The organism is Aquimarina sediminis (assembly GCF_002895435.1).
GTDB classification, from domain to species: Bacteria; Bacteroidota; Bacteroidia; order Flavobacteriales; family Flavobacteriaceae; genus Aquimarina; species Aquimarina sediminis.
In genome coordinates, this window is sequence record NZ_POYJ01000005.1 from 155122 (window position 1) to 176230 (window position 21109).

The window sequence follows — 21109 nt, forward strand, 5'->3', positions numbered from 1 at the left end:
CAATGAAAATGATAAAGAAAGCCTTAGTCTTTTTGGGTGTGTTGTTTACCTTTGGAATTCTTGTTAATGCTACTCAGGAAGAACCTCAAAAACCTGTTGCTCAAGAAGCTTTAGAAGAAAAGTTAATAAATGACTATAATGTCTATGCTATAGCGATGCCAGATAATCTTAATTTTTCTGGTGAGTTGGTTCCTGTTGAAAACCCTGATATACGAGAAAGAATGGATAGAGAATTGCTAGTTAATACGTACTGGCAGTCAAATGGGTTGTTGCTTTTTAAAAGGGCAAACAAATATTTTCCAATTATAGAACCTATTCTTAAAGAACACGGAGTTCCTGAGGATTTTAAATACTTGGCTGTTATAGAAAGTAGTTTAACTCAAGCAGTATCGCCTGCAAGAGCTACTGGTTTTTGGCAAATATTAAAAGGCACAGCAAAAGAGTATGGATTAGAAGTGAATCAAAATGTTGATGAGCGCTATCATATTGAAAAATCTACTGAAGTGGCATGTAGATATCTTAAAAGCGCTAAAGAAAAATTTGGTTCATGGACTCTTGCAGCGGCGGCATATAATGCTGGTAGAGCAGGGATAAACCGACGATTAGAAAAACAGCAGGCTACTACATATTATGATCTTTTATTAGGAGAAGAGACTGGACGATATGTGTTTAGGATTGTTGCCTTAAAAGAGATTTTAAGCAACCCCAAAAGGTATGGATTTAACTTTAGTGATGAGGACTTGTATCACCATATTCCTACTTTTAATGTGTTAGTGGATGAGCCTATTACTGATTTTAATAAATTTGCTCAGCAGTACAATATAAACTATAAAATCTTAAAACTTCATAATCCTTGGTTAAGAGAGGCGCACTTAAATAATACATCTGGTAAAGAATATCTTATAAAAATACCAAGAGAAGGTTATTACAAAACTGGTGTAGGGCAATAATAGTATTTTATTTTTTTAAGTTTTTTTGCTTGGATTTTCTACTTGTTTAAAGTTGGATGTTATATTTTTGACTGTAAAGAATCGATAATTTTAGGCAAATGAATACTTCTATACTTATTTCACTCATCCTAATAGGGTTGTTAGCAGGATTTTTTAGCGGAACTCTAGGGATAGGAGGGAGTGTTATAATGATTCCGCTGTTAATATTATGGGTTAATTTTTCTCAGCACGAAGCTCAAGGTACAAGTTTGGCAGTACTAGCTGTTCCTGTAACATTATTGGCAGCTTACAACTATTATCAAGAAGGTTTTGTAAACTGGAAGTACGCAGTTATAATAGCAATTACTTTTATTATAGGAGGATATTTGGGAAGTAAACTAGCGATATCTATAAATCAAGCACTGTTAAAAAAAATCTTTGGAGGCGTATTAATTTTGGTAGCCATAAAGATGATTTTTGGAAAATAAAGCAGCTTTCTAATTGTTGTCCTTGTTGTTTATAGAGTCACGTTCCCTTTTGTAACGTTCATATTCTTCATCAATATTACGCTCTTCATCAGTACGTTTGTCGATATTCTCTTCTGGGCTAGTTATATTATTAGTGCTAAGTTCGGTATCTAGATCTAGATTAGCAATAAGAAGAGAAACTCCTTTGGACAATGAGTTAAAATGAATATTATACGAATTGGTTAAAGTTTCGCTAGAGTGATGGGTGACTACTTTTCTTATGTCTAAGATTTTTTTATCACCATCCATAAAATACATCATAGGGAAACCTAATGCATGCTTTAGTTTGTTGATTATATATGAATCCTTATTTGTTTTTTCGTCAATATGAACCAGTTGAATATTTTGATTATATTCTTTTGCTTTCTCCTTGAGACTTTCCTTATTATCCCAGAAAAGAACTACAAAGTCAATCTGGTCATGAAATCGATCTGCCAAATCATTTAAAGCTGGGATTTCACCAATACCAGGAACACACCAAGATGCATACGAGATAAGAAACATGGGTTTTTCGTAATCTTCTAATAAGATAGGTTCTCCTTTTATCGGGTAAACACTAAAGTTGTCCATATAGGTTCCACTTAGGTGATTAGTCACCAAAGAATCAAACAAAAATTCTGCTCGCTCCAAGTCTTGATCTTGATATGCAGCATCAATTTTTTGATTGTATTTTACAATATGGGCAGAAATAGCAACCGAAAATGGTATTTTCCTTTCTTCTTGCGCATAGGAATGATTAAAACATAAAAAGAGTATTCCCAGTACTAATAATTTCTTCATTATAAATAGATTACGGTAGCTAATGTAGTATAAAGCTGTCAAAAAAACATTTTTTAGATGTAAATTTTAAGTATTATCCCAATAATAAAACCTTCTAACGATTATATTAAACGTAAGTTTTAATACAATTAGTATGCCTAAATTTTCTTCATTTGCTGTTTCATCATTGTTATTTGATCTTTTAGCATATTGTGCTTATCTAATTTCTTAGCTTCAGTAAGCAACATTTGAGCTTCTCTCTTACGACGTTTGGTCATAGCAATACCTGCAAGGTTTAACTTGGCGACAGCGAGATCTTGATTCATAGATAATCCTAGTTTAATGGCCTTTTTTAGATACTTTTCGGCTTGCGTTATATTAGTTTGGGATAGCATAATACCAAGAAGGTAGTTATAGTATCCCTGTTGCTTTAAGGTAAGCGCGCTTTCTGGGTTTTTAATTTTGTCCAACCATTTTCGGGCTCCATCAAAATCCTGTTTGCGTAATCTTAAGAAAGCAAGGAGGATTAATTCGTTTTTAAAATATAGAAAAACAAAAATAGCAGCTAGTAAAATAAGCATGATTCCATTACCTATATACCCCTCTATTATTTGCCATACTGCTACACCGATAATGATTGCTGCGATTACTAGTTTTATATTCTTATTGTACATTATAAAGTTTATTTTATTGTTTTGTAGTTGTTTTTGAATTCTATTGATGTGGGTATTTTGGTATCTCCCATTGCTGGAATTAAGGTGTGTCCTTTACAAATACCCTCTGTAATTCCTTCTTTTAGTACCCCCGTTTTATTATTAACTATAATTTCCGATTTTTGAGAACCCGTAACAATGATAGTTACATTATCATCTGTATTGCTCATTTCTACATCAGCGATTCCCGTAACTGTGGTAGATTCATTATTGATAGTAGTAATTTCCCATTTGTTTTTGCTTTTCATTTTTCCGATATATTCATTTTCCCAGATGTCACCTATGATTCCTTTATTAGCATCGTAGATAAAAGTCATCTGTTCAAAACTAGCTATTAATTCTTTATTTCCCCATTGTTTGTTTAAAGTAGCTCGAATCTTTTTTATAGTAGCCGGGTCTGTAATGTTAGCACTTTTAATCATGCTATCAAAAAGGGAGTCTGCGCCTTCTAAAGCATTAATTTTTCCATTTTTTTGCATTACAATAGTAATAGGAGAATTAATCAGACCTTGAAAAATTAACCCTTGTATATCATTAGGTTTAGGGTTTATAGAAGTATCAATATTCATAAGATCACCAAGAGTTGGTGAGTTAATTTTCATTTTGAATGTTTTATATTTCAACTCTATATAAAGCAAATCACTTTCTTCTTTTGTGACAAGAAAGGATATATCTGCGCTAATTTTATTTATTATAATCTGTTTATTACCTGAGATGTCTTGAGTAATTATTTGTTCAGCATCCTGATGCAATGAAAAAGAATCACCAGTAGTCAAATTATATTGTAACTTAGTCTGAGAAAACCCAGTAAAGAATAGTAATAATAGGAATATAAAAATGGCTTGTTTTTTCATTAAAAGTGGCTTGTTACTTTCTTCTGCAAAGAAACTAATTTTTTTGGATAAAAAATATTTGATATTTACGTTTGTGAAAGTAAAAACTCTTCGTATATTTGCCCGCAGTTTTGAGGAGAGATACCTTAAAAGATTAAATTTAGATATATCACGAAGATTTATAAAGATAGATAGCAATGAAAAGAACGTTTCAACCATCGAAGAGAAAGAGAAAAAACAAACACGGTTTCAGAGAGCGTATGGCTTCTGCAAATGGTAGAAAAGTGTTAGCTCGTAGAAGAGCAAAAGGAAGAAAGAAGCTATCTGTTTCGTCTGAATTAAGACATAAGCACTAATGGTAATGTGCATTAAAAATATTGAAGGTGTTACTTTAAAGGTAACGCCTTTTTTTATATCTAATACATAATTAAGTAAAAGTCAATACTGTAATACATGCCTAAAAACGAACAACTAAAGAGTATACTTATTATAGGATCTGGACCAATAGTAATTGGCCAAGCATGCGAATTTGATTATTCCGGAACACAAGCACTACGGTCTCTGCGCGAGGATGGGATAGAAACTATTTTAATTAATTCGAATCCAGCTACTATCATGACCGACCCTTCTATGGCGGATCATGTATATTTAAAACCATTGACAACAAAATCAATCATTGAAATCCTTAAGGAACACCCTCAGATTGATGCAGTATTACCAACAATGGGAGGTCAAACAGCATTAAATCTATGTATTGAAGCTGATGAAAAAGGAATATGGAAGGATTTTGATGTTGAAATTATTGGTGTAGATATTGACGCTATAAATATTACTGAGGATAGAGAGCAATTTAGAGAGTTAATGCTCAAGATTGGAATTCCTATGGCACCTCAAGCAACAGCGAATTCTTATTTAAAAGGGAAAGAAATAGCCCAAGAGTTTGGTTTCCCTCTAGTAATTAGAGCGTCATATACACTTGGAGGAGCAGGAGCTTCAATTGTATATAAAGAAGAAGACTTCGATGAATTACTTACTCGAGGTCTAGAGATATCTCCGATTCATGAGGTTATGATCGACAAAGCGATGATGGGATGGAAAGAGTATGAATTGGAGTTGTTAAGAGATAATAATGATAATGTGGTTATTATCTGTACTATAGAGAATATGGACCCTATGGGAATCCATACAGGGGACTCTATTACCGTTGCTCCGGCGATGACATTAAGTGATAAGACTTTCCAACGTATGCGTGATATGGCCATACATATGATGCGCAGTATTGGAGATTTTGCTGGAGGATGTAATGTACAGTTTGCAGTAAGCCCTGATGAAAAGGAAGAAATTATTGCTATAGAGATTAATCCTAGAGTTTCTCGTTCCTCGGCATTAGCATCAAAAGCAACAGGATACCCTATTGCCAAAGTAGCAGCAAAACTTGCAATAGGTTATAATCTTGATGAGTTAGATAACCAGATTACTAAATCTACATCTGCTTTATTTGAACCTACATTAGATTATGTTATTGTAAAGATACCTCGATGGAATTTTGATAAATTCGAAGGGTCGGATCGTACATTAGGACTTCAGATGAAATCTGTTGGAGAAGTAATGGCAATTGGTAGATCATTTCAGGAAGCCTTGCATAAAGCTACTCAATCTTTAGAAATAAAAAGAAATGGATTGGGAGCCGATGGGAAAGGGTATAAAAACTATGATCAGATTATAGAAAAACTCACCTATGCCAGCTGGGATCGTGTATTTGTAATTTATGATGCTATTCAGATGGGGATCCCATTGAGTAGAATACATGAGATCACAAAAATCGATATGTGGTTTTTAAAGCAATATGAAGAACTATATAATCTTGAAAAAGAAATTTCTACCTATACAATAGAATCACTTACCAAAGAACTGATACTAGAAGCAAAGCAAAAAGGTTTTGCAGATAGACAGATTGCTCATATGGTTGGGTGTTATGAAAGTGAAGTGCATAATAAAAGAGATGGACTAGGGATCAAAAGAGTGTATAAGCTTGTAGATACTTGTGCTGCAGAATTTAAAGCAGAAACCCCGTATTTTTATTCCACTTTTGAAGCAGAAATTGAAACCCCTTCTGGAGAACGATATGTCTCTAACGAAAGTGTTGTCACCGATAAAAAGAAAATCATTGTCTTAGGCTCTGGTCCCAATAGAATAGGACAAGGGATTGAGTTTGATTACTGCTGTGTACATGGGGTTTTAGCCTCGGCAGAATGTGGGTACGAAACAATAATGATCAATTGTAATCCCGAAACAGTGTCTACTGATTTTGATACAGCCGATAAATTATATTTTGAACCTGTATTTTGGGAACATATTTATGATATAATCAGACATGAGAACCCAGAAGGAGTAATAGTACAGTTAGGAGGCCAGACAGCATTAAAACTGGCAGAGAAATTAGACCGTTACGGGATTAAAATTATAGGTACAAGCTATCAATCGTTAGATTTGGCTGAGGATAGAGGTCATTTTTCTAAGCTTTTACAAGAAAATAACATTCCGTACCCAGAATTTGATACTGCAGAAACAGCTGATGAAGCATTAGAAGTTGCAGATCGTTTAGATTTTCCAATATTAGTAAGACCATCTTATGTATTAGGAGGTCAAGGAATGAAGATTGTGATTAATAAGCAAGAATTAGAAGAGCATGTTGTAGACTTACTAAGTAAGATGCCTAATAATAAATTGTTATTAGATCACTATTTGGATGGTGCTATAGAAGCTGAGGCAGATGCAATATGTGACGGCGAAAATGTGCATATTATTGGGATTATGGAGCATATAGAACCTTGTGGGATTCATTCAGGAGACTCTAATGCTACTTTACCTCCTTTTAATTTGGGTGAGTTTGTAATGCAACAAATTAAGGATCATACACATAAAATTGCTCTGGCTCTCAATACAGTTGGGTTGATAAATATTCAGTTTGCTATCAAGGATGATATGGTATATATTATCGAAGCAAATCCAAGAGCTTCGAGAACTGTACCTTTTATTGCTAAAGCCTATGGAGAACCATATGTAAATTATGCTACAAAGGTAATGCTAGGAGAGAAGAAAGTGACAGATTTTGATTTTAAACCGTACTTAGATGGTTATGCTATTAAGCAACCAGTATTCTCATTCAATAAATTTCCTAATGTGAATAAAAAGCTTGGACCAGAAATGAAAAGTACGGGAGAAAGTATTCTATTTATTGAAGACCTAAAAGACGATCAGTTTTATGATTTGTATTCAAGACGTAAAATGTACCTAAGTAAGTAAAAACCTTACTGTTAATAGAAGTAAAAAGCCGAATAACTCGTTAGTTATTCGGCTTTTTTGTTTGTCAAAATGTTAGTTATTTAACTGTTTTGTTAAATTTTGTAGAAAAAAAACAAAAAATATTGTCTATGTTTCTTAAAGTTGATTCTCTTTATTAGAGTATTTAGGAATTAATAATGTTTTGACTGTATAAGAATTAATACAATCTTTATAAAACTAATAAACCTAATTTTATTAATATTTTGCTTCTTTTTAGGAGAAAGAGATTAAAATAGTTGATACTATAGGAAGTAAAGCTTTTAAACCGTTCGTAGGTACGACTTTAGAATAGAAAATAAGGCAAAGGACTCAAATAACAACTGAAGAATTTGAGAAGGTAAAAGACGAAGAGTATTAGATAAAAATAAATTGAAAAAGGCAATACAGAAATATAAAATAGGAAAACAAAGTAATATAGATGCGCCTGGTGTTTCTAATTTAAAGGGATCTGTTGAGTTAGCCAAAAAATCAGATTATATTACTTTATGTTTGAGGGAACATAATTATACAGAAGCATCAGGTGATATTGGATATCGACTGAATACAAAGCTTCGAATTAGATTGACAAAAATATCGGTAAAGCTGGATAAAATTACTTTACTTATTTTTAGTAAACTGAGGTCAATAATTGGAGGTGGTTTTGAAGAAAAAAGGGCACAATGGCTCATAGATGTCCCTTTAGAAATAAATTAGTAAGGGTAATTGTATCTATTACTCATAGATGCATGCATTCTATTGAAGACATATTACATAATTACTCTAGATGTGTGGTCTGTACAAAAATACAAAGAGATGAAGTGTAATTTGTTAATTATAAAGTGATTAAAGGGACGGGGTTGAGGCGTTGATGATGTTTTTTTTTAAAAACTTAAATTATTAAAAAAAAGTTAATTTTTTTTAAATTATATTTATATATTGCTGTATGTCAGATAAGTACGTAATTGGAATATACCGTATTATCTTTTTTTTGTTAATATTTGAATAGGTAAACTATATTAGATGCAATCCGTTAAAACTATAGACTCAATTTTGTGGACAAAAGTTAAATTAGGAGATTTAAATGCTTTTAATCAATTATACGATGAATATGTAGATATACTTTATGAATTTGGAATTCAGTATACAAATGACAAAGATTATGTTCAAGATTGTATCCATGACCTATTTTTGGACATCTATAAGTACCGAAGAAAACTCTCAGATATTGATAATGTAAAATATTATCTTCTTAGATCTCTTAAGAGAAAAATTAACAGGAAATTTAAATCCAAACACAAAATATTTTCTACAGAGGATAAGAATAATGAAATTAAGTCTGAGTCTATGTCGGTAGAAGAATCTATAATTCAATCAGAATACTCTTCTGAAATAAGTGCTAAACTTTCTATTGCTTTAACCTCTCTTTCTAAAAAACAGCGAAAAGGACTATCCCTAAAATTTGATGAAAAAAAATCTTATGAAGAAATTTCAGCAATTTTAGGAATCTCCATAGAGTCTGTAAGGACCCTAATATATAGAGCCGTAAAAAAATTACGAAACGAAATAGAAGTTGAATAAATTAAAATAAACTATATTTTTTGTCTATGTTTTTTAGGTTTGATGCTTTTGTTAATGTCAAGGATGTGATTTCAAGTACTTTATTTGAAATTTTTATCAATTACTATAGTATAAAGGTATGTAAATGATGAAAATGGATAATAGTATAAACGATATTAAAACCTCCAAAAAATGTTAAGCGAAGAAGAAAAAAAACATCTCAAATCTAGAATAAGCTCTTCTATTTGGGACTATCGAAATAAGAGAAAAAAAAAGAAACTCAAGTACTTAATAAGTATTGCAGCCACTATTACTATAATATTTCTTTGTACAACCAATATAGATGGTTATTCAGGATCTACAGAGATAAAAAACTATGTCGATTTAACAAAAATTGATATTGATAAAGAAGAAGATGTAAAGTTGGTTCTAAATGATCACGATGAAATAAAAATTACTGAAAAAACTTCTAGTATTACATACTCTGGTTCTGGAAATAAAGTCAGTATTAATAATTCAAAAAAGGTAAATCAATCCACAGAAAATAAGTTTAATACAATTATTGTTCCTTATGGTAAAAGAACAAGGATAACACTTTCTGAAGGAACAAAAGTTTGGCTTAACTCTGGGTCAAAACTAACGTATCCAGTAACTTTTAATGGAGATAAAAGAGAGGTTCATCTTGTTGGAGAGGCAATCTTTGATGTAACCCATAATAAAAAGCAACCGTTTTATGTGGTTACTAATGATTATGACATTAAAGTTTTAGGAACAGTTTTTAATGTAAGTAGTTATGAAGATGATTCACATACAAGTACTGCATTAGAAAGAGGGAGTGTAGAAATAAAATATCATGGAAATTCTATTTTCGGAAAATCAAAAATCAAAATAACCCCAGGTACTCTAGCTATATACAATAATAAGACTAAAAACATGGCAAGTGGCAAGGCAGATATTACTAAATACATGTCTTGGCGTGATGGGAAATTTATTTTCAAAAAACAAAGAATGGATATAATTATCAAAAAGCTTTCGAGATATTATAATGCTAATATTTTGATTCAGAGGGAAGAGCTTAAAAAAGAAACATTCTCGGGGCATTTAGATTTAAAAGATAATATTCAAAAAGTAATAGAAGTACTTAAACAGTCTTCTGATCTAAAATACAAAGAGGAAAACGGAAAATTTATAATTAACTAAAAACAGATATATGAATTAATATGTAACAACAAATACCTAATAAACCATAAAAAAAGTCAGAAAATGCGGCAACATTTTCTGACCTGAATCAAAATATTGCAATAATGCAATACTTAAAAATGTAAAAAGCAAAATTATGAATAAAAAAGTTAACGATGTTTCTTTTTTGTCTAAAAAAAGGGGACTCAGTTTTTTATTAACCATTATGAGAGTTTTTATTTTATTCCTGTTTTTTGGGCTTACGAGTGTTTATGCAAATAACTCATATGCACAAATCAAATTAGATATTGACCTCAAAAATGGAACTTTTGAGGAATTGTTTGATCAAATCCATTCTCAAAGCAAGTTTATCTTTTTTTACAAAGATGATATTGTAAAAACAAAGAAAAAAATAACACTTTCTTTAAAAGAGTCTACTATACACGAGATATTACAAAGAGCATTTATAAAAACTAACCTGACTTATAAGATAATAGACAGACAGGTAGTAATATCAAAAATCAAAAAACAGGTAAACACAAAAGTACTTCCAGAAATAAGTAATCCTGATCAAGTTTTGATAGAGGGTATAGTTACTGGATCAGATGGAGTTCCGCTACCTGGAGTAAATGTTATTGTTAAAGGTACTAACAAAGGAGTTCAAACAAATTTTGATGGTCGATATTCAATAGAGGTGAACCCAGGAGAGATACTTGTCTATAGTTATGTGGGTATGAGCTCTCAAGAAAAAATGGTTGATCTTGATAATAATATTGATGTAGTACTATTTCCTACGGATAATGCCCTTGAAGAGGTAGTCGTGACTGCCTTAGGTATTAAAAGACAAGTACGTAGTCTTGGGTATGCTACAGATGTTGTAAAAGGAGAAGACTTGGTGAAAGCAAGAGAAACAAATATTGTAAATGCTCTACAAGGTAAAGTTACTGGTGTTCAGATTACAAGATCTAGTGGAAACTTAGATGGATCCTCCAAAATTATTATAAGAGGAGTTTCTTCTTTATCTGGTAGAAATAGTCCAATTTGGGTCGTTGATGGAGTTATTATTAATGATTCTCAGACACCAGGAAATGATTTAATTTCAGGTAATAGAGATTTCTCTAATGGTGCAGCGGTTATTAACCCGGATGATGTAGAATCTATGAATGTGTTAAAAGGTGCTGCTGCAACTGCTCTTTACGGTTCTAGAGCTTCAGCTGGAGCAATTGTTGTAACAACAAAAAAAGGTAAAGCTAGTCCAGATGGAAATGCGAGAGTTACCATAAATTCTACTATTAGAACAGATAATCTATTTAGAATTCCAGATTACCAACAAGAATATGCAGGAGGAACAAATGGTACATATAGTGCAGCTGGTACTGGTTATGATTGGGGACCACGTATTATTGGTCAAACCGTTCCAAATGCACCAGTTACTAATGAACCGGGTGTGTTAAGAGGTATTAAGGATAATGGTATTAAAGATTTTTTCAACACAGGGTATACTTTGATTAACAATTTTGCTGTTGCTGATGCTACAGAAAAGATGGATTATAGACTAAGTTTAACATCTCTAAATCAAACAGGTATTTTACCAGGCTCTAGTTTAAAAAGATATACTGCGAGTTTAAATGCTGGTGTGAGACATAATGATAAATTAGAAACTAGATTTGGTGTAACTTATGTTAAATCAAAATCAGAGGGAACGGGGGCAACAGGTGCCAATGACCCAAATATTATTGGACTAAGTTCTTTTAGTAGTACCCTGGATCAAAACTTATTCAAACCTTGGAAAGATGAAAACGGTAATCAAATAAATCATCGTGTGGATGATGCCGGTAATTTATCCAATAATCCATTATGGTTAAGACATGAAAATCAAAATGATAGGAATGATGACCGTGTTATTGCCAATGCTTCAGTTACCTACAAACCTTTTGAAGGGTTTGCTCTGACTGGTAAAATTGGTGTTGATTTTGATGATGATAAAAGATTTATCGAAAATTCTAAGGGAACAATACTACGTCTTACCGGAGATTTTGATGCTGATGATTTATATAGACAAGAGATTACAGCAGATGTTATAGCTTCTTATTTTAGGGATTTAACTGAGGATATCTCTTTAAATATATTAGGTGGATTTCAATACAACTCAAGACTGTTTAGAAGACAACAGATTCAAGGAGTTGATTTAGTAATAGCTGAATTGTTTAGTCCTGCAAATGCAGCTCAAGTAGTTGCAACCAGGCAATTTACAGAGTCTAGATTGGCAGGTTTGTATGGATCGGCTGAGTTGGGTTATAAAAACTGGGCTACCTTAACATTAACTGCCAGAAATGATTGGTCATCTACGTTACCTAAAAATAATAATTCGTATTTCTACCCTTCAGCTAGTTTAGCTTTTGTATTTACAGACGCATTTGGGATAGATAGCGACTGGATTAATTATGGTAAGTTAAGAGCAAGTTGGGCACAGGTGGGTAACGATACTGATCCATATTTGTTAGATTTTAATTATCTACCTGTGTCATCTGCACTTGGTCAATATGGTTTGGATCTTACATTTCCTTTTAATGGTTCATTAGCTTATGCTGCCAACCCAACAATTCCATCAAACAATTTGGTTCCAGAAGAACAAAATTCATATGAGTTTGGATTAGATACTAGATTATTTGGAGGAAGATTTGGGGTGGATTTTGCATACTTCAAAAATGAGAATAAAAATCAAATTTTGGATGTTGCTATTCCTCAATCTACGGGATTTGCAAATAAAGTATTGAATGTGGGGCAAGTTGATCAGGAAGGATTTGAAATAGCTATTGATGCAACACCAATAAAAACGAAGAATTTTACATGGAATACAGCAATAAATTTTTCACAAGTAGAATCAACGGTAGTAGAGCTTACCCCAGAATTGAGTCAGTTTCAAATTAGCTCGGCGTTTAGTAGTGTAGAAGTAGTCGCTGTTCCTGGTAAAGAATTTCAATTGTATGGTTTTGATTTTTTAAGAGAACCCACAACAGGTAGACCTATTATCGATCCAAATACAGGTAGAAGAATACAAAATGAAGAAGCCGAAACACTAGGTTCTGTATTACCAGATTGGACTGGTGGTTGGGTAAATAACTTTTCTTATAAAGGATTTAATCTTACGGCTACTGTAGATGTAAAATGGGGAGGTGTAATGAAATCTTCAACTGTTGAGGAGTTACAAACCGATGGGTTAGTGACTGAAACTTTATTGGGTAGAGAAGGAGCTTTTATTGATACTGAAGGGGTATTAGTTGATGATAATGGTAATGTGTCCGAAAACAATGTTCCATTATTAAATGCTGAAGATTATTGGAACAATTCATTAAGTGTAGGTAGTGTAGCTACTCCATGGGTATATGATGCTTCTTTTGTTAAGTTAAGAGAAGTTGGATTATCATATACACTATCATCAAAGGCATTACAAAAAACGTTTATTAAAGGATTGACTTTAGGTATAGAAGGAAGAAACCTAGCATTGCTATATTCTAAAGTACCACACATAGATCCAGAAGCTAGTTTATTTGGTTCTGGAGCAGATGGTTTTGGTATAGAAAGAGCTAATGTGCCTTCTACCAGAAGTATAGGTTTTAATGTAAGACTAACGTTTTAAATTTAAAAATTAAGAAATGATGAAAAAATTAAAATTTACAATTTTAATGTTTGTTTTGGTAGTTGGGGCATTACAATCTTGTGATAATACCTTAGACATTAATACAAATCCATTAGCAGCTTCTTCAGCTGATCCAAACTCACAGTTACCATATGTTTTTGTACAATATTCAGCTAGAAAAGTAACCGAATTAGGGACTAGAATTTGTGATGTGTCACAATATATATCCAGTACATTTAATAGTCCAAAAAATGGTACAGTAAGTATTTTCTTAACAGGTAATACATGGACTACATATTATGTAGAGGCGATGGGGAATTTAATTCTCATAAAAAATGAGGCAACTGAAGCTGGCGAATCTCATAATAATATTAATGCCCTTGCCACGATTATGATGGCTAATATTTTCTATGAGTTAACGAGTATATGGGAAGATGTTCCTTTTACAGAGGCTTTAGATGGTAGCGAATTTCCAAATCCAAAGTTTGACAGTCAAGAAGATGTTCTAAATGGCGTAGTAGCAATGTATGATGAAGCTATGACCTTAATCGACGCTATACCTGCTGAAGGTAATTTTACTATTTCTCCAGCAAGCGATATGTTTTATGGAGGTGATATGCAAAGTTGGAGGATATTAGCTAATTCATTAAAATTAAGAGCTCTAATGATGCTTAAAAGTGGAGGGGCTAGTGGTGTAGATGCCAAAATAAATGAAACTTTGGCTCAACCATTAATGACAAGTAATGACCAATCTGCTTTTATAAATTACTCAGGAGAGTCTGGTGCAGAAAATGGTATGCACAGGATTATAACTCGTTTTTTTGGACCTGATAATGAAAGTCAAGATGTATTTGGTCCTGGAGACCCGTTAGATGCATTGTTGAATGGTTCTGGAGACCCGCGTTGGGACCTTTGGGTGGCAAGAAATGATCTAGATGCTCCTGGTAATGATCAATTTCCAAATCCAGAAACTTCTGTCTTAAGTAATAATATTATTAGAGGTACATTACCAGATATGCTAATAATGCCGGCAGAAATTGATTTGTATAAAGCGCAATTAGCCTTAGAAGGTTTTGCTATTGCAGGAGATGCAGAGACCAATTATAAAAATGGTATAAGAAATGCTATTACATGGTGGGGGCAAGATATACCCGGTATAATTGAAGTTATTCCTACAGCAGATATTGATAACTATGTAAACAGTTTGGGAACACCAACGCTAAATGATGTGTATAATCAGCAGTATTTAGCTGCATTTTTACAACCGGTTATGGCTTGGAATGTATGGAGAATTAATAAAGTACCTACTTTAAGCCCTCCACCAAATTCATCAATAGGAACTGTATTAAAAAGGTTTATATATCCTCCAGATGAAATAGCTGCCAATACAAATACTCCAGCTAATAAGCCAACTAATGTACCTATGTGGTTTGAAAAATAAAAACGTACTTAATGATGAAAAAAATAATATATATGGTCTTTACATCAGTTATATTTTTAACTGGATGTACAGAAGATTTTGAATTGAATGATAACGATAATGGTCTTAATGTTCAAATATTAGAAGGTGATTATGTGGCATATACTGCCGATGGAGCAAATACAAATATTGACCCTGTAGAGGTGTCTGAAGACGAAGGAAGTGTTCCGTTAAACATTGAGATTCCAACGGGTACCGAATCTGATGTAAAAGTCAACTTTACTTTTGGTGGTACTGCTATTTATGGCACAGACTTTACCGTGCCTGATGGATCCAGTGAAGGAGGTAGTGTTGTAATTGAACCAGATGATGGTAGTGGCGCAACAAACCTAATAGATAATGTTGATATAAATATCAATATTTTAACAGATGGTGTTGTAGATGGTACCAAAACACTGGAAGTGATACTTTCTAGTGCGTCAAATGCAGATGGTCCTGTTAATGTTGGTCGTGGGGGGACCGATATACTTAGAACCGCAATCATCACTATTGATGATATAGATTAAACGCAATTAATAGTAGTATAAGTTCTTCTCAAATAATTACGCCAACTAGTTATGGAATAGGTGATTTTACAGAGCTTCGTGGCATATTAGAGGTGAACTATCTGCAATTTAATTAACACTAATTAATTGGAATGCAAAAAACCACCTTGAAAAAGGTGGTTTTTAATTTAGGAGTAGATATTGTCTAAAGCAAAAACAAATAGTAATACTTGTGTTTCAGAAGAAGAAAACAGTGCGTCGATATATCCTTTTTAAAAGAAGGTTAGGAAAAGAAGCTAGGTTAAAGAAGTAGCAGTAAATGAACGTGAAGTTATTTATACCTAAAAAATATAAAAAAAATGATTATCAGGTTTTTGCGATATCGAACAAGGTGTATATGGTGAAAAATGAGCGCATACAATCTATGGAAATAAATAAAAAAATAGACTCTTGATTGTATATCAAGGGGAGTGATTATTAATTGAGTTTGTGTTTTTTGATTTTTTTGAAAACAGCATGTATCATACATGCTGTTTTTTTTATATCAAATAATTTCAATTTGTAAAGTATTATATATATTTTAGAATTATATGTTACACAAATTTTTAAACTTTTTTATTTGTCTGATTGTATTGGTTAGTTGTTCACAACATAAAATAGCAACAGATGATAAAATATTTACCGGCTTAGCACCTGCTTCTACAGGAATTCAATTCAGTAATAACCTTACAGAAAATGATTCTTTAAATTATTTTACCTACTCCTATATTTATATGGGAGGAGGTATTGCAACTGGAGACATTAATAATGATGGACTAATTGATATCTATTTTACAGGAAATCAGGTGCCAAACAAACTTTATCTTAATAAAGGTGACCTCAAATTCGAGGATATTACGTTAAAAGCTGATGTTTATGGAGATAATAGATGGTATACTGGTGTTACTATGGTAGATATTAATTCAGATGGTTTTTTGGATATCTATTGCTCGGTAAGTGGAAAATTTGGACCAACAACAAATCAACTTTTTCTAAATAATGGCGACAATACTTTTTCTGAAAAAGCTGCAGAATATGGAATTGATGATACAGGAAACAGTGTGCAATCCACGTTTTTTGATTATGATAATGATGGAGATTTGGATTTGTATGTTGCTAATTATCCACCAACCAAATTTGATGCACCTAATTTCTTCTATAAATTCAAAATGCTCAATGTAAATGATAAAGAGACGGATCATTTGTATAGAAATGATGGAAGTACGTTTACAGATGTTACGGATGAAGCAGGTGTGAAAAGCTTTGGACTTACACTAAGTGCAACAATAGGAGATCTCAATAATGATGGGTGGTCTGATATATATGTGTCTAATGATTTTAGCACTCCAGACTATTTATATATCAATAATCAAGACGGAACCTTTAAAGAAGTTGTTAAAGAAGCAACCGCACACACCTCTTTTTTTGGAATGGGAGTCGATATAGCAGATTATAACAACGATGGATATTTGGATATTTTTCAGGTAGATATGGATGCACAAATGAATCGGCGTAAAAAAGCAAATATGGCTAGTATGAATCCTAAATTGTTTTGGAGTACGGTCAATTCAGGGTTTCATTATCAATATATGCATAATTGCTTGCAACTTAATAGTGGTGTGAATAATAATGGAATTCCATATTTCTCTAATGTTTCCAGAATAACAGGAACTTCTTCAACAGACTGGAGCTGGGGACCTCTTTTTGCCGATTTTGATAACGATGGGCGTAAAGATTTATTTATTACCAATGGTACCAGAAGAGAAATCAATAACAATGATTATTTTAAAAAAATAAGTAAGCAAAAAAATAAAAATGATAGCCTGCTTCAAAAAAGTCTCATGATCCCTTCTGAGAAAATTGACAATTTTATGTTCCGTAATGTGGGTAATTATGAATTTGAAAATGTAAATGAAGCCTGGGGGATTCAGTACAAAGGTTTTTCAAATGGTGTTGCTTATGCAGATTTAGATAATGATGGAGATCTAGAAATAATCACGAATAATATTGATGATTATGCATCGGTTTTTGAAAATAAAAGCGCACAAAAAAATAATTATATCACTGTACAGTTTCAAAGTAACTCAGCGAATTCATTTGGACTTGGTAATCGAGTTTATGTAAAAACAGATAACGAAACCCAGATGCAAGAACTAACACTGTCTAGAGGATTTCAATCTTCTGTAGCACCAGAATTGCATTTTGGGGTACATCAATCCAAAATAATTAAAAAACTAGAAGTAGTCTGGACAGATGGGAGATCACAGGTGTTTCATAACCTTGATGTAAATCAAAAATTGGTGGTACAGCATAGTAATGCAACTACAAGAGAGGAATTAGAAAAAAGAAAACCAGCTCTGTTTACTTCAGAAAAGAATGGGGCTTTGATAGATCATAAACATGAAGAAAACAGTTTTGATGATTTTTCTAAACAAGTACTACTTCCTCATAAAATGTCGGCATTTGGACCTGGAACCGCTGTGGCTGATGTAAATAATGACGGGTTGGAAGATTATTTCATTGGGGGAGCATCGGGATATCCTGGTGGATTGTATATTCAAAACAATTCGGGGTTTGAAAAAAGCATATCCAAAGTGTTAGATGAAGATAAAGGGTATGAGGATGTAGGAGCCACTTTTTTTGATGCAGATCAGGATGGTGATCAGGATTTGTATGTAGTAAGTGGTGGTTATGAATTTTTACCAACTTCAGAAATGCTTGAGGATAGGTTATATATCAATGATGGAAATGGCAATTTTACAAAAACCAAAGAGGGTGTTTTGCTACAGCTACCTACAAGTGGATCAAGAGTATATACTCTGGATTTTGATAAAGATGGTAAACAAGATATATTAGTTTTAGGAAGGCAAGTACCAGGACATTACCCAGCTTCAGCAAATACATATTTGTTAAGAAATATAAGTGCCAAAGGAAATGCTTTATTCGAGGATGTAACCCGTTCTTATGCTAAGGACTTTATTAATCTGGGTATGGCAACCAGTGCTGCTATTACTGATTATAATAATGATGGCTGGTTGGATATCGTTGTTGTAGGGGAGTGGATGCCAATACGGGTTTTTAAAAATGTTAAATCGGGGTTTAAAGAAGTGTCACAAGAACTGGGATTAACAAAGGATACAACCGGATGGTGGTGGAGTATTAAAGAAGGTGATTTTGATCATGATGGAGATATGGATTATGTGGTTGGTAATAATGGATTAAATTATAAGTATAAAGCATCAGAAGAGGAAACTTTTGATATGTATATAAATGATTTTAATAAGGATAATAAGGATGATATTGTGCTTAGCTATTATAATGAAGGAAAACAATTTCCTGTTAGAGGAAGAGAGTGTTCGTCTGATCAGATTTCGATGATTAAACATAAGTTCAAAGATTATGAAAGTTTTTCAGAGGCTACATTGGCTGACGTGTATACTCAAAAATCTTTGGAGCAGTCCATACATTATCAAGTAAAATCTTTTGCAAGTATTTATATAGAAAACAAAGCAGGAAAGTTTATCATTCATAATCTACCAGTAGAAGCACAGGTATCTTCAATACATCAGATTCTAGTAGATGATTTTGACAAGGATGGTAATTTGGATGCTCTTATGGCAGGAAATTTATATGCTTCAGAAGTAGAAACGCCAAGGAACGATGCGGGACATGGTCTGTTTTTAAAGGGAGACGGAAAAGGAAGTTTTACTTCCATACCTCCTGTAGATAGCGGTTTGTTTATACCAGGAGATGTTAAAGATATGACATTATTGCACACCCAAAATATAAAGTATATCGTTGCCGCCAAAAACAATGACTATCTGCAATTTATAAAGATAAATAAAGAAGAAAAAGATATGCTTTTGACTAATATTGACCCAAAAAAATGATTGTTTTTTAATTCTTGATATTGCTATTTTTCTTTAAAACCATCTGCTTCCCAATCTAAGATAATATCTATAGTAGATTGTGGTAGCCTTCCTTCTGGTGGCATTACGTTAACACCATTAGATTCTACTCTAAGCACAAGATCTCTATTGACTCCATTAATAGTTTCTGCATAATTACGCATAGCAAAAGGGGCACCTTCAGCAAGGGGTATTGTATGACATCGTAAACATTGATCGTCTATTATTGCTTTTACATCCGCATCATAGGTGGTAATCTTATTGGGATTAGGATTAGTGTCGGGATCTGGAGGTGTTTCAGTAGAATCATCACTACTACTACAGCTAAAAAATATTGCTGCAATAAGAAGTAATGAAGTGTTTTTTATAATGGTATTCATAGTGTTTTTTGTATGGAATATACAAAGATTTTGTTGATTGTATGTATAACGTTATGATTGTGGTTTAATTATATAACGGAAAAATTGGATATGAATTATTTCAAATGTTTTTTCCAAGCACCTCATACACATACCAGTGAAATTATAAAATAAATAAAATATTACGTAGATTACAGAAAGTAATCTACTGAAGAAGTATTAGTAAGAGTTGTAAACCATTATGTTTTTATGTACACAAAAAGAAATTATTCGATAAAAGCGATGCTGTTATGGACACGTAGAAATGTCTATAAATTTATAATAATATCAACAATCCCCACGGTTCTGTATGGGGTTTTTGATTGGAAATTTTTACATCTTCCGTGGTTACCCATAGCATTGGTTGGTAGTGCTCTGGCATTTATAGTAAGTTTTAAAAATAATGCTTCTTATGGGCGTTTGTGGGAAGCAAGAAAAGTTTGGGGAGGTATTGTAAATGCTTCACGATCTTTTACTATTATGATCAATGATTTTATTACCAATGAGCATACCGATGAAAAGCTTTCTGATAAAGAATTATTTAAGATTAGAAAAGAGCTAGTGTTACGTCATGTAGCATGGATGTCTTCTTTAAGGCATGCCTTGCGCTCACCAAAACCTTGGGAGATGTCTAATGTTAATACATCTGATAGAGAGTATATGAAAAATATACAAATTAATGAGCGCAAATATTCACTTGAAGAAGAGTTAGAAGGGTATTTGTCTATAGAAGAAAAAAAATATGTACTGACTAAAAAAAATAAACAAGCCGCTTGCTTGAATTTGCAATCCAAACAGTTAAGAGACCTAAAAGAACGTGGGGTAATATGGGAGTTTTCTTTTTTGGAAATGGAAAGCCTATTAGTTGAGTTATTTACTCTTCAAGGAAAACTAGAACGTATTAAAAACTTTCCTTACCCAAGACAGTTTGCTACACTTAACCTGTTTTTTGTATGGATTTTTGTTTGCCTATTACCGTTTGGAATCATTAATGTTTTTGATGAAATCGGTATGGAATTGATTGCCAGTAGTGAAGCGCCGTCCAAAATGATAACATTTATTGGCAACAGCTTTGTATGGTTGTCTATTCCGTTTAGTGTTATTGTATCATGGATATTTCATACTATGGAACGTATCGGCGAAGTTTCAGAAAACCCATTTGAAGGTATTGCCAATGATGTCCCAATTACTACCATGTCCAGAGGAATAGAAATTGATATGCGCCAAATGATAGACGACGATCCATCTACAATTCCTGAGCCAATACAGGAACAATACAACATACAGATGTAGTTATTTCTACTTATTGTTGGTGGCGCTTACATTTTATAAAAACAT

General features: G+C 32.8%; 16 protein-coding genes. 12 read left to right on the top strand and 4 right to left on the bottom strand.

The window, feature by feature from the left end; translation table 11 throughout:
- The first annotated feature begins 2 nt into the window (after window positions 1-2).
- Both C1X07_RS13195 and C1X07_RS13200 read left to right on the top strand, forming a co-directional pair.
- On the top strand, window positions 3-950 hold the full coding sequence (locus C1X07_RS13195; protein ID WP_103070496.1) for a lytic transglycosylase domain-containing protein: 948 nt from the start codon (window positions 3-5) through the stop codon (window positions 948-950).
- A 98-nt stretch (window positions 951-1048) separates the two neighbouring features.
- A complete protein-coding gene (locus tag C1X07_RS13200) occupies window positions 1049-1417 on the top strand; it encodes a sulfite exporter TauE/SafE family protein (protein ID WP_103070497.1) in 369 nt (122 codons plus the stop codon).
- A 9-nt stretch (window positions 1418-1426) separates the two neighbouring features.
- Here the strand turns inward: C1X07_RS13200 and C1X07_RS13205 are convergent, their stop codons facing one another.
- The 3 genes from C1X07_RS13205 to C1X07_RS13215 form a co-directional block, all read right to left on the bottom strand.
- Window positions 1427-2236: a TlpA family protein disulfide reductase gene (locus C1X07_RS13205; protein ID WP_103070498.1), complete on the bottom strand. Its 810-nt coding sequence runs from the start codon at window positions 2234-2236 to the stop codon at window positions 1427-1429.
- Window positions 2237-2373: 137 nt separating this feature from the next.
- Window positions 2374-2889, bottom strand: coding sequence for a hypothetical protein (locus C1X07_RS13210; protein ID WP_103070499.1), 516 nt, complete (start codon window positions 2887-2889; stop codon window positions 2374-2376).
- 8 nt (window positions 2890-2897) lie between these two features.
- A complete protein-coding gene (locus C1X07_RS13215; RefSeq protein WP_103070500.1) occupies window positions 2898-3782 on the bottom strand; it encodes a DUF6263 family protein in 885 nt (294 codons plus the stop codon).
- A gap of 176 nt (window positions 3783-3958) precedes the next feature.
- Between C1X07_RS13215 and rpmH the strand changes: the two genes are divergently transcribed.
- The 9 genes from rpmH to C1X07_RS13260 all read left to right on the top strand — a co-directional run bounded on the left by rpmH (window position 3959) and on the right by C1X07_RS13260 (window position 19355).
- Window positions 3959-4117: a 50S ribosomal protein L34 gene (rpmH, locus tag C1X07_RS13220; protein ID WP_081414554.1), complete on the top strand. Its 159-nt coding sequence runs from the start codon at window positions 3959-3961 to the stop codon at window positions 4115-4117.
- 97 nt (window positions 4118-4214) lie between these two features.
- Window positions 4215-7067 (top strand): carbamoyl-phosphate synthase large subunit, encoded by a 2853-nt coding sequence (gene carB, locus C1X07_RS13225; RefSeq protein WP_103070501.1) that lies wholly within the window; start codon window positions 4215-4217, stop codon window positions 7065-7067.
- A 408-nt stretch (window positions 7068-7475) separates the two neighbouring features.
- Window positions 7476-7799 (top strand): hypothetical protein, encoded by a 324-nt coding sequence (locus tag C1X07_RS13230; protein ID WP_103070502.1) that lies wholly within the window; start codon window positions 7476-7478, stop codon window positions 7797-7799.
- A 306-nt stretch (window positions 7800-8105) separates the two neighbouring features.
- Window positions 8106-8663 (top strand): RNA polymerase sigma factor, encoded by a 558-nt coding sequence (locus tag C1X07_RS13235; protein WP_103070503.1) that lies wholly within the window; start codon window positions 8106-8108, stop codon window positions 8661-8663.
- Window positions 8664-8834: 171 nt separating this feature from the next.
- Window positions 8835-9842 carry a FecR family protein gene (locus tag C1X07_RS13240; protein WP_103070504.1) on the top strand — a complete coding sequence of 336 codons (1008 nt, stop codon included), beginning with the start codon at window positions 8835-8837 and terminating at the stop codon, window positions 9840-9842.
- Window positions 9843-9978: 136 nt separating this feature from the next.
- Window positions 9979-13461, top strand: a complete 3483-nt coding sequence (locus C1X07_RS13245) for a SusC/RagA family TonB-linked outer membrane protein (RefSeq protein WP_103070505.1) — start codon at window positions 9979-9981, stop codon at window positions 13459-13461.
- Between the two features lie 16 nt (window positions 13462-13477).
- Complete coding sequence (locus C1X07_RS13250) at window positions 13478-14902, top strand: SusD/RagB family nutrient-binding outer membrane lipoprotein (RefSeq protein ID WP_103070506.1); 1425 nt, start codon at window positions 13478-13480, stop codon at window positions 14900-14902.
- 11 nt (window positions 14903-14913) lie between these two features.
- Complete coding sequence (locus tag C1X07_RS13255; RefSeq protein ID WP_128755278.1) at window positions 14914-15447, top strand: hypothetical protein; 534 nt, start codon at window positions 14914-14916, stop codon at window positions 15445-15447.
- Between the two features lie 569 nt (window positions 15448-16016).
- On the top strand, window positions 16017-19355 hold the full coding sequence (locus C1X07_RS13260; RefSeq protein ID WP_103070508.1) for a VCBS repeat-containing protein: 3339 nt from the start codon (window positions 16017-16019) through the stop codon (window positions 19353-19355).
- A gap of 23 nt (window positions 19356-19378) precedes the next feature.
- On the opposite strand, the gene C1X07_RS13265 is transcribed toward C1X07_RS13260, so the two are convergent.
- A complete protein-coding gene (locus tag C1X07_RS13265) occupies window positions 19379-19753 on the bottom strand; it encodes a hypothetical protein (protein WP_103070509.1) in 375 nt (124 codons plus the stop codon).
- Between the two features lie 228 nt (window positions 19754-19981).
- Here C1X07_RS13265 and C1X07_RS13270 point away from each other — a divergent pair, with 228 nt between their 5' ends.
- Window positions 19982-21064 (top strand): bestrophin family protein, encoded by a 1083-nt coding sequence (locus C1X07_RS13270; RefSeq protein ID WP_103070510.1) that lies wholly within the window; start codon window positions 19982-19984, stop codon window positions 21062-21064.
- The last annotated feature ends 45 nt before the right edge of the window (window positions 21065-21109 follow it).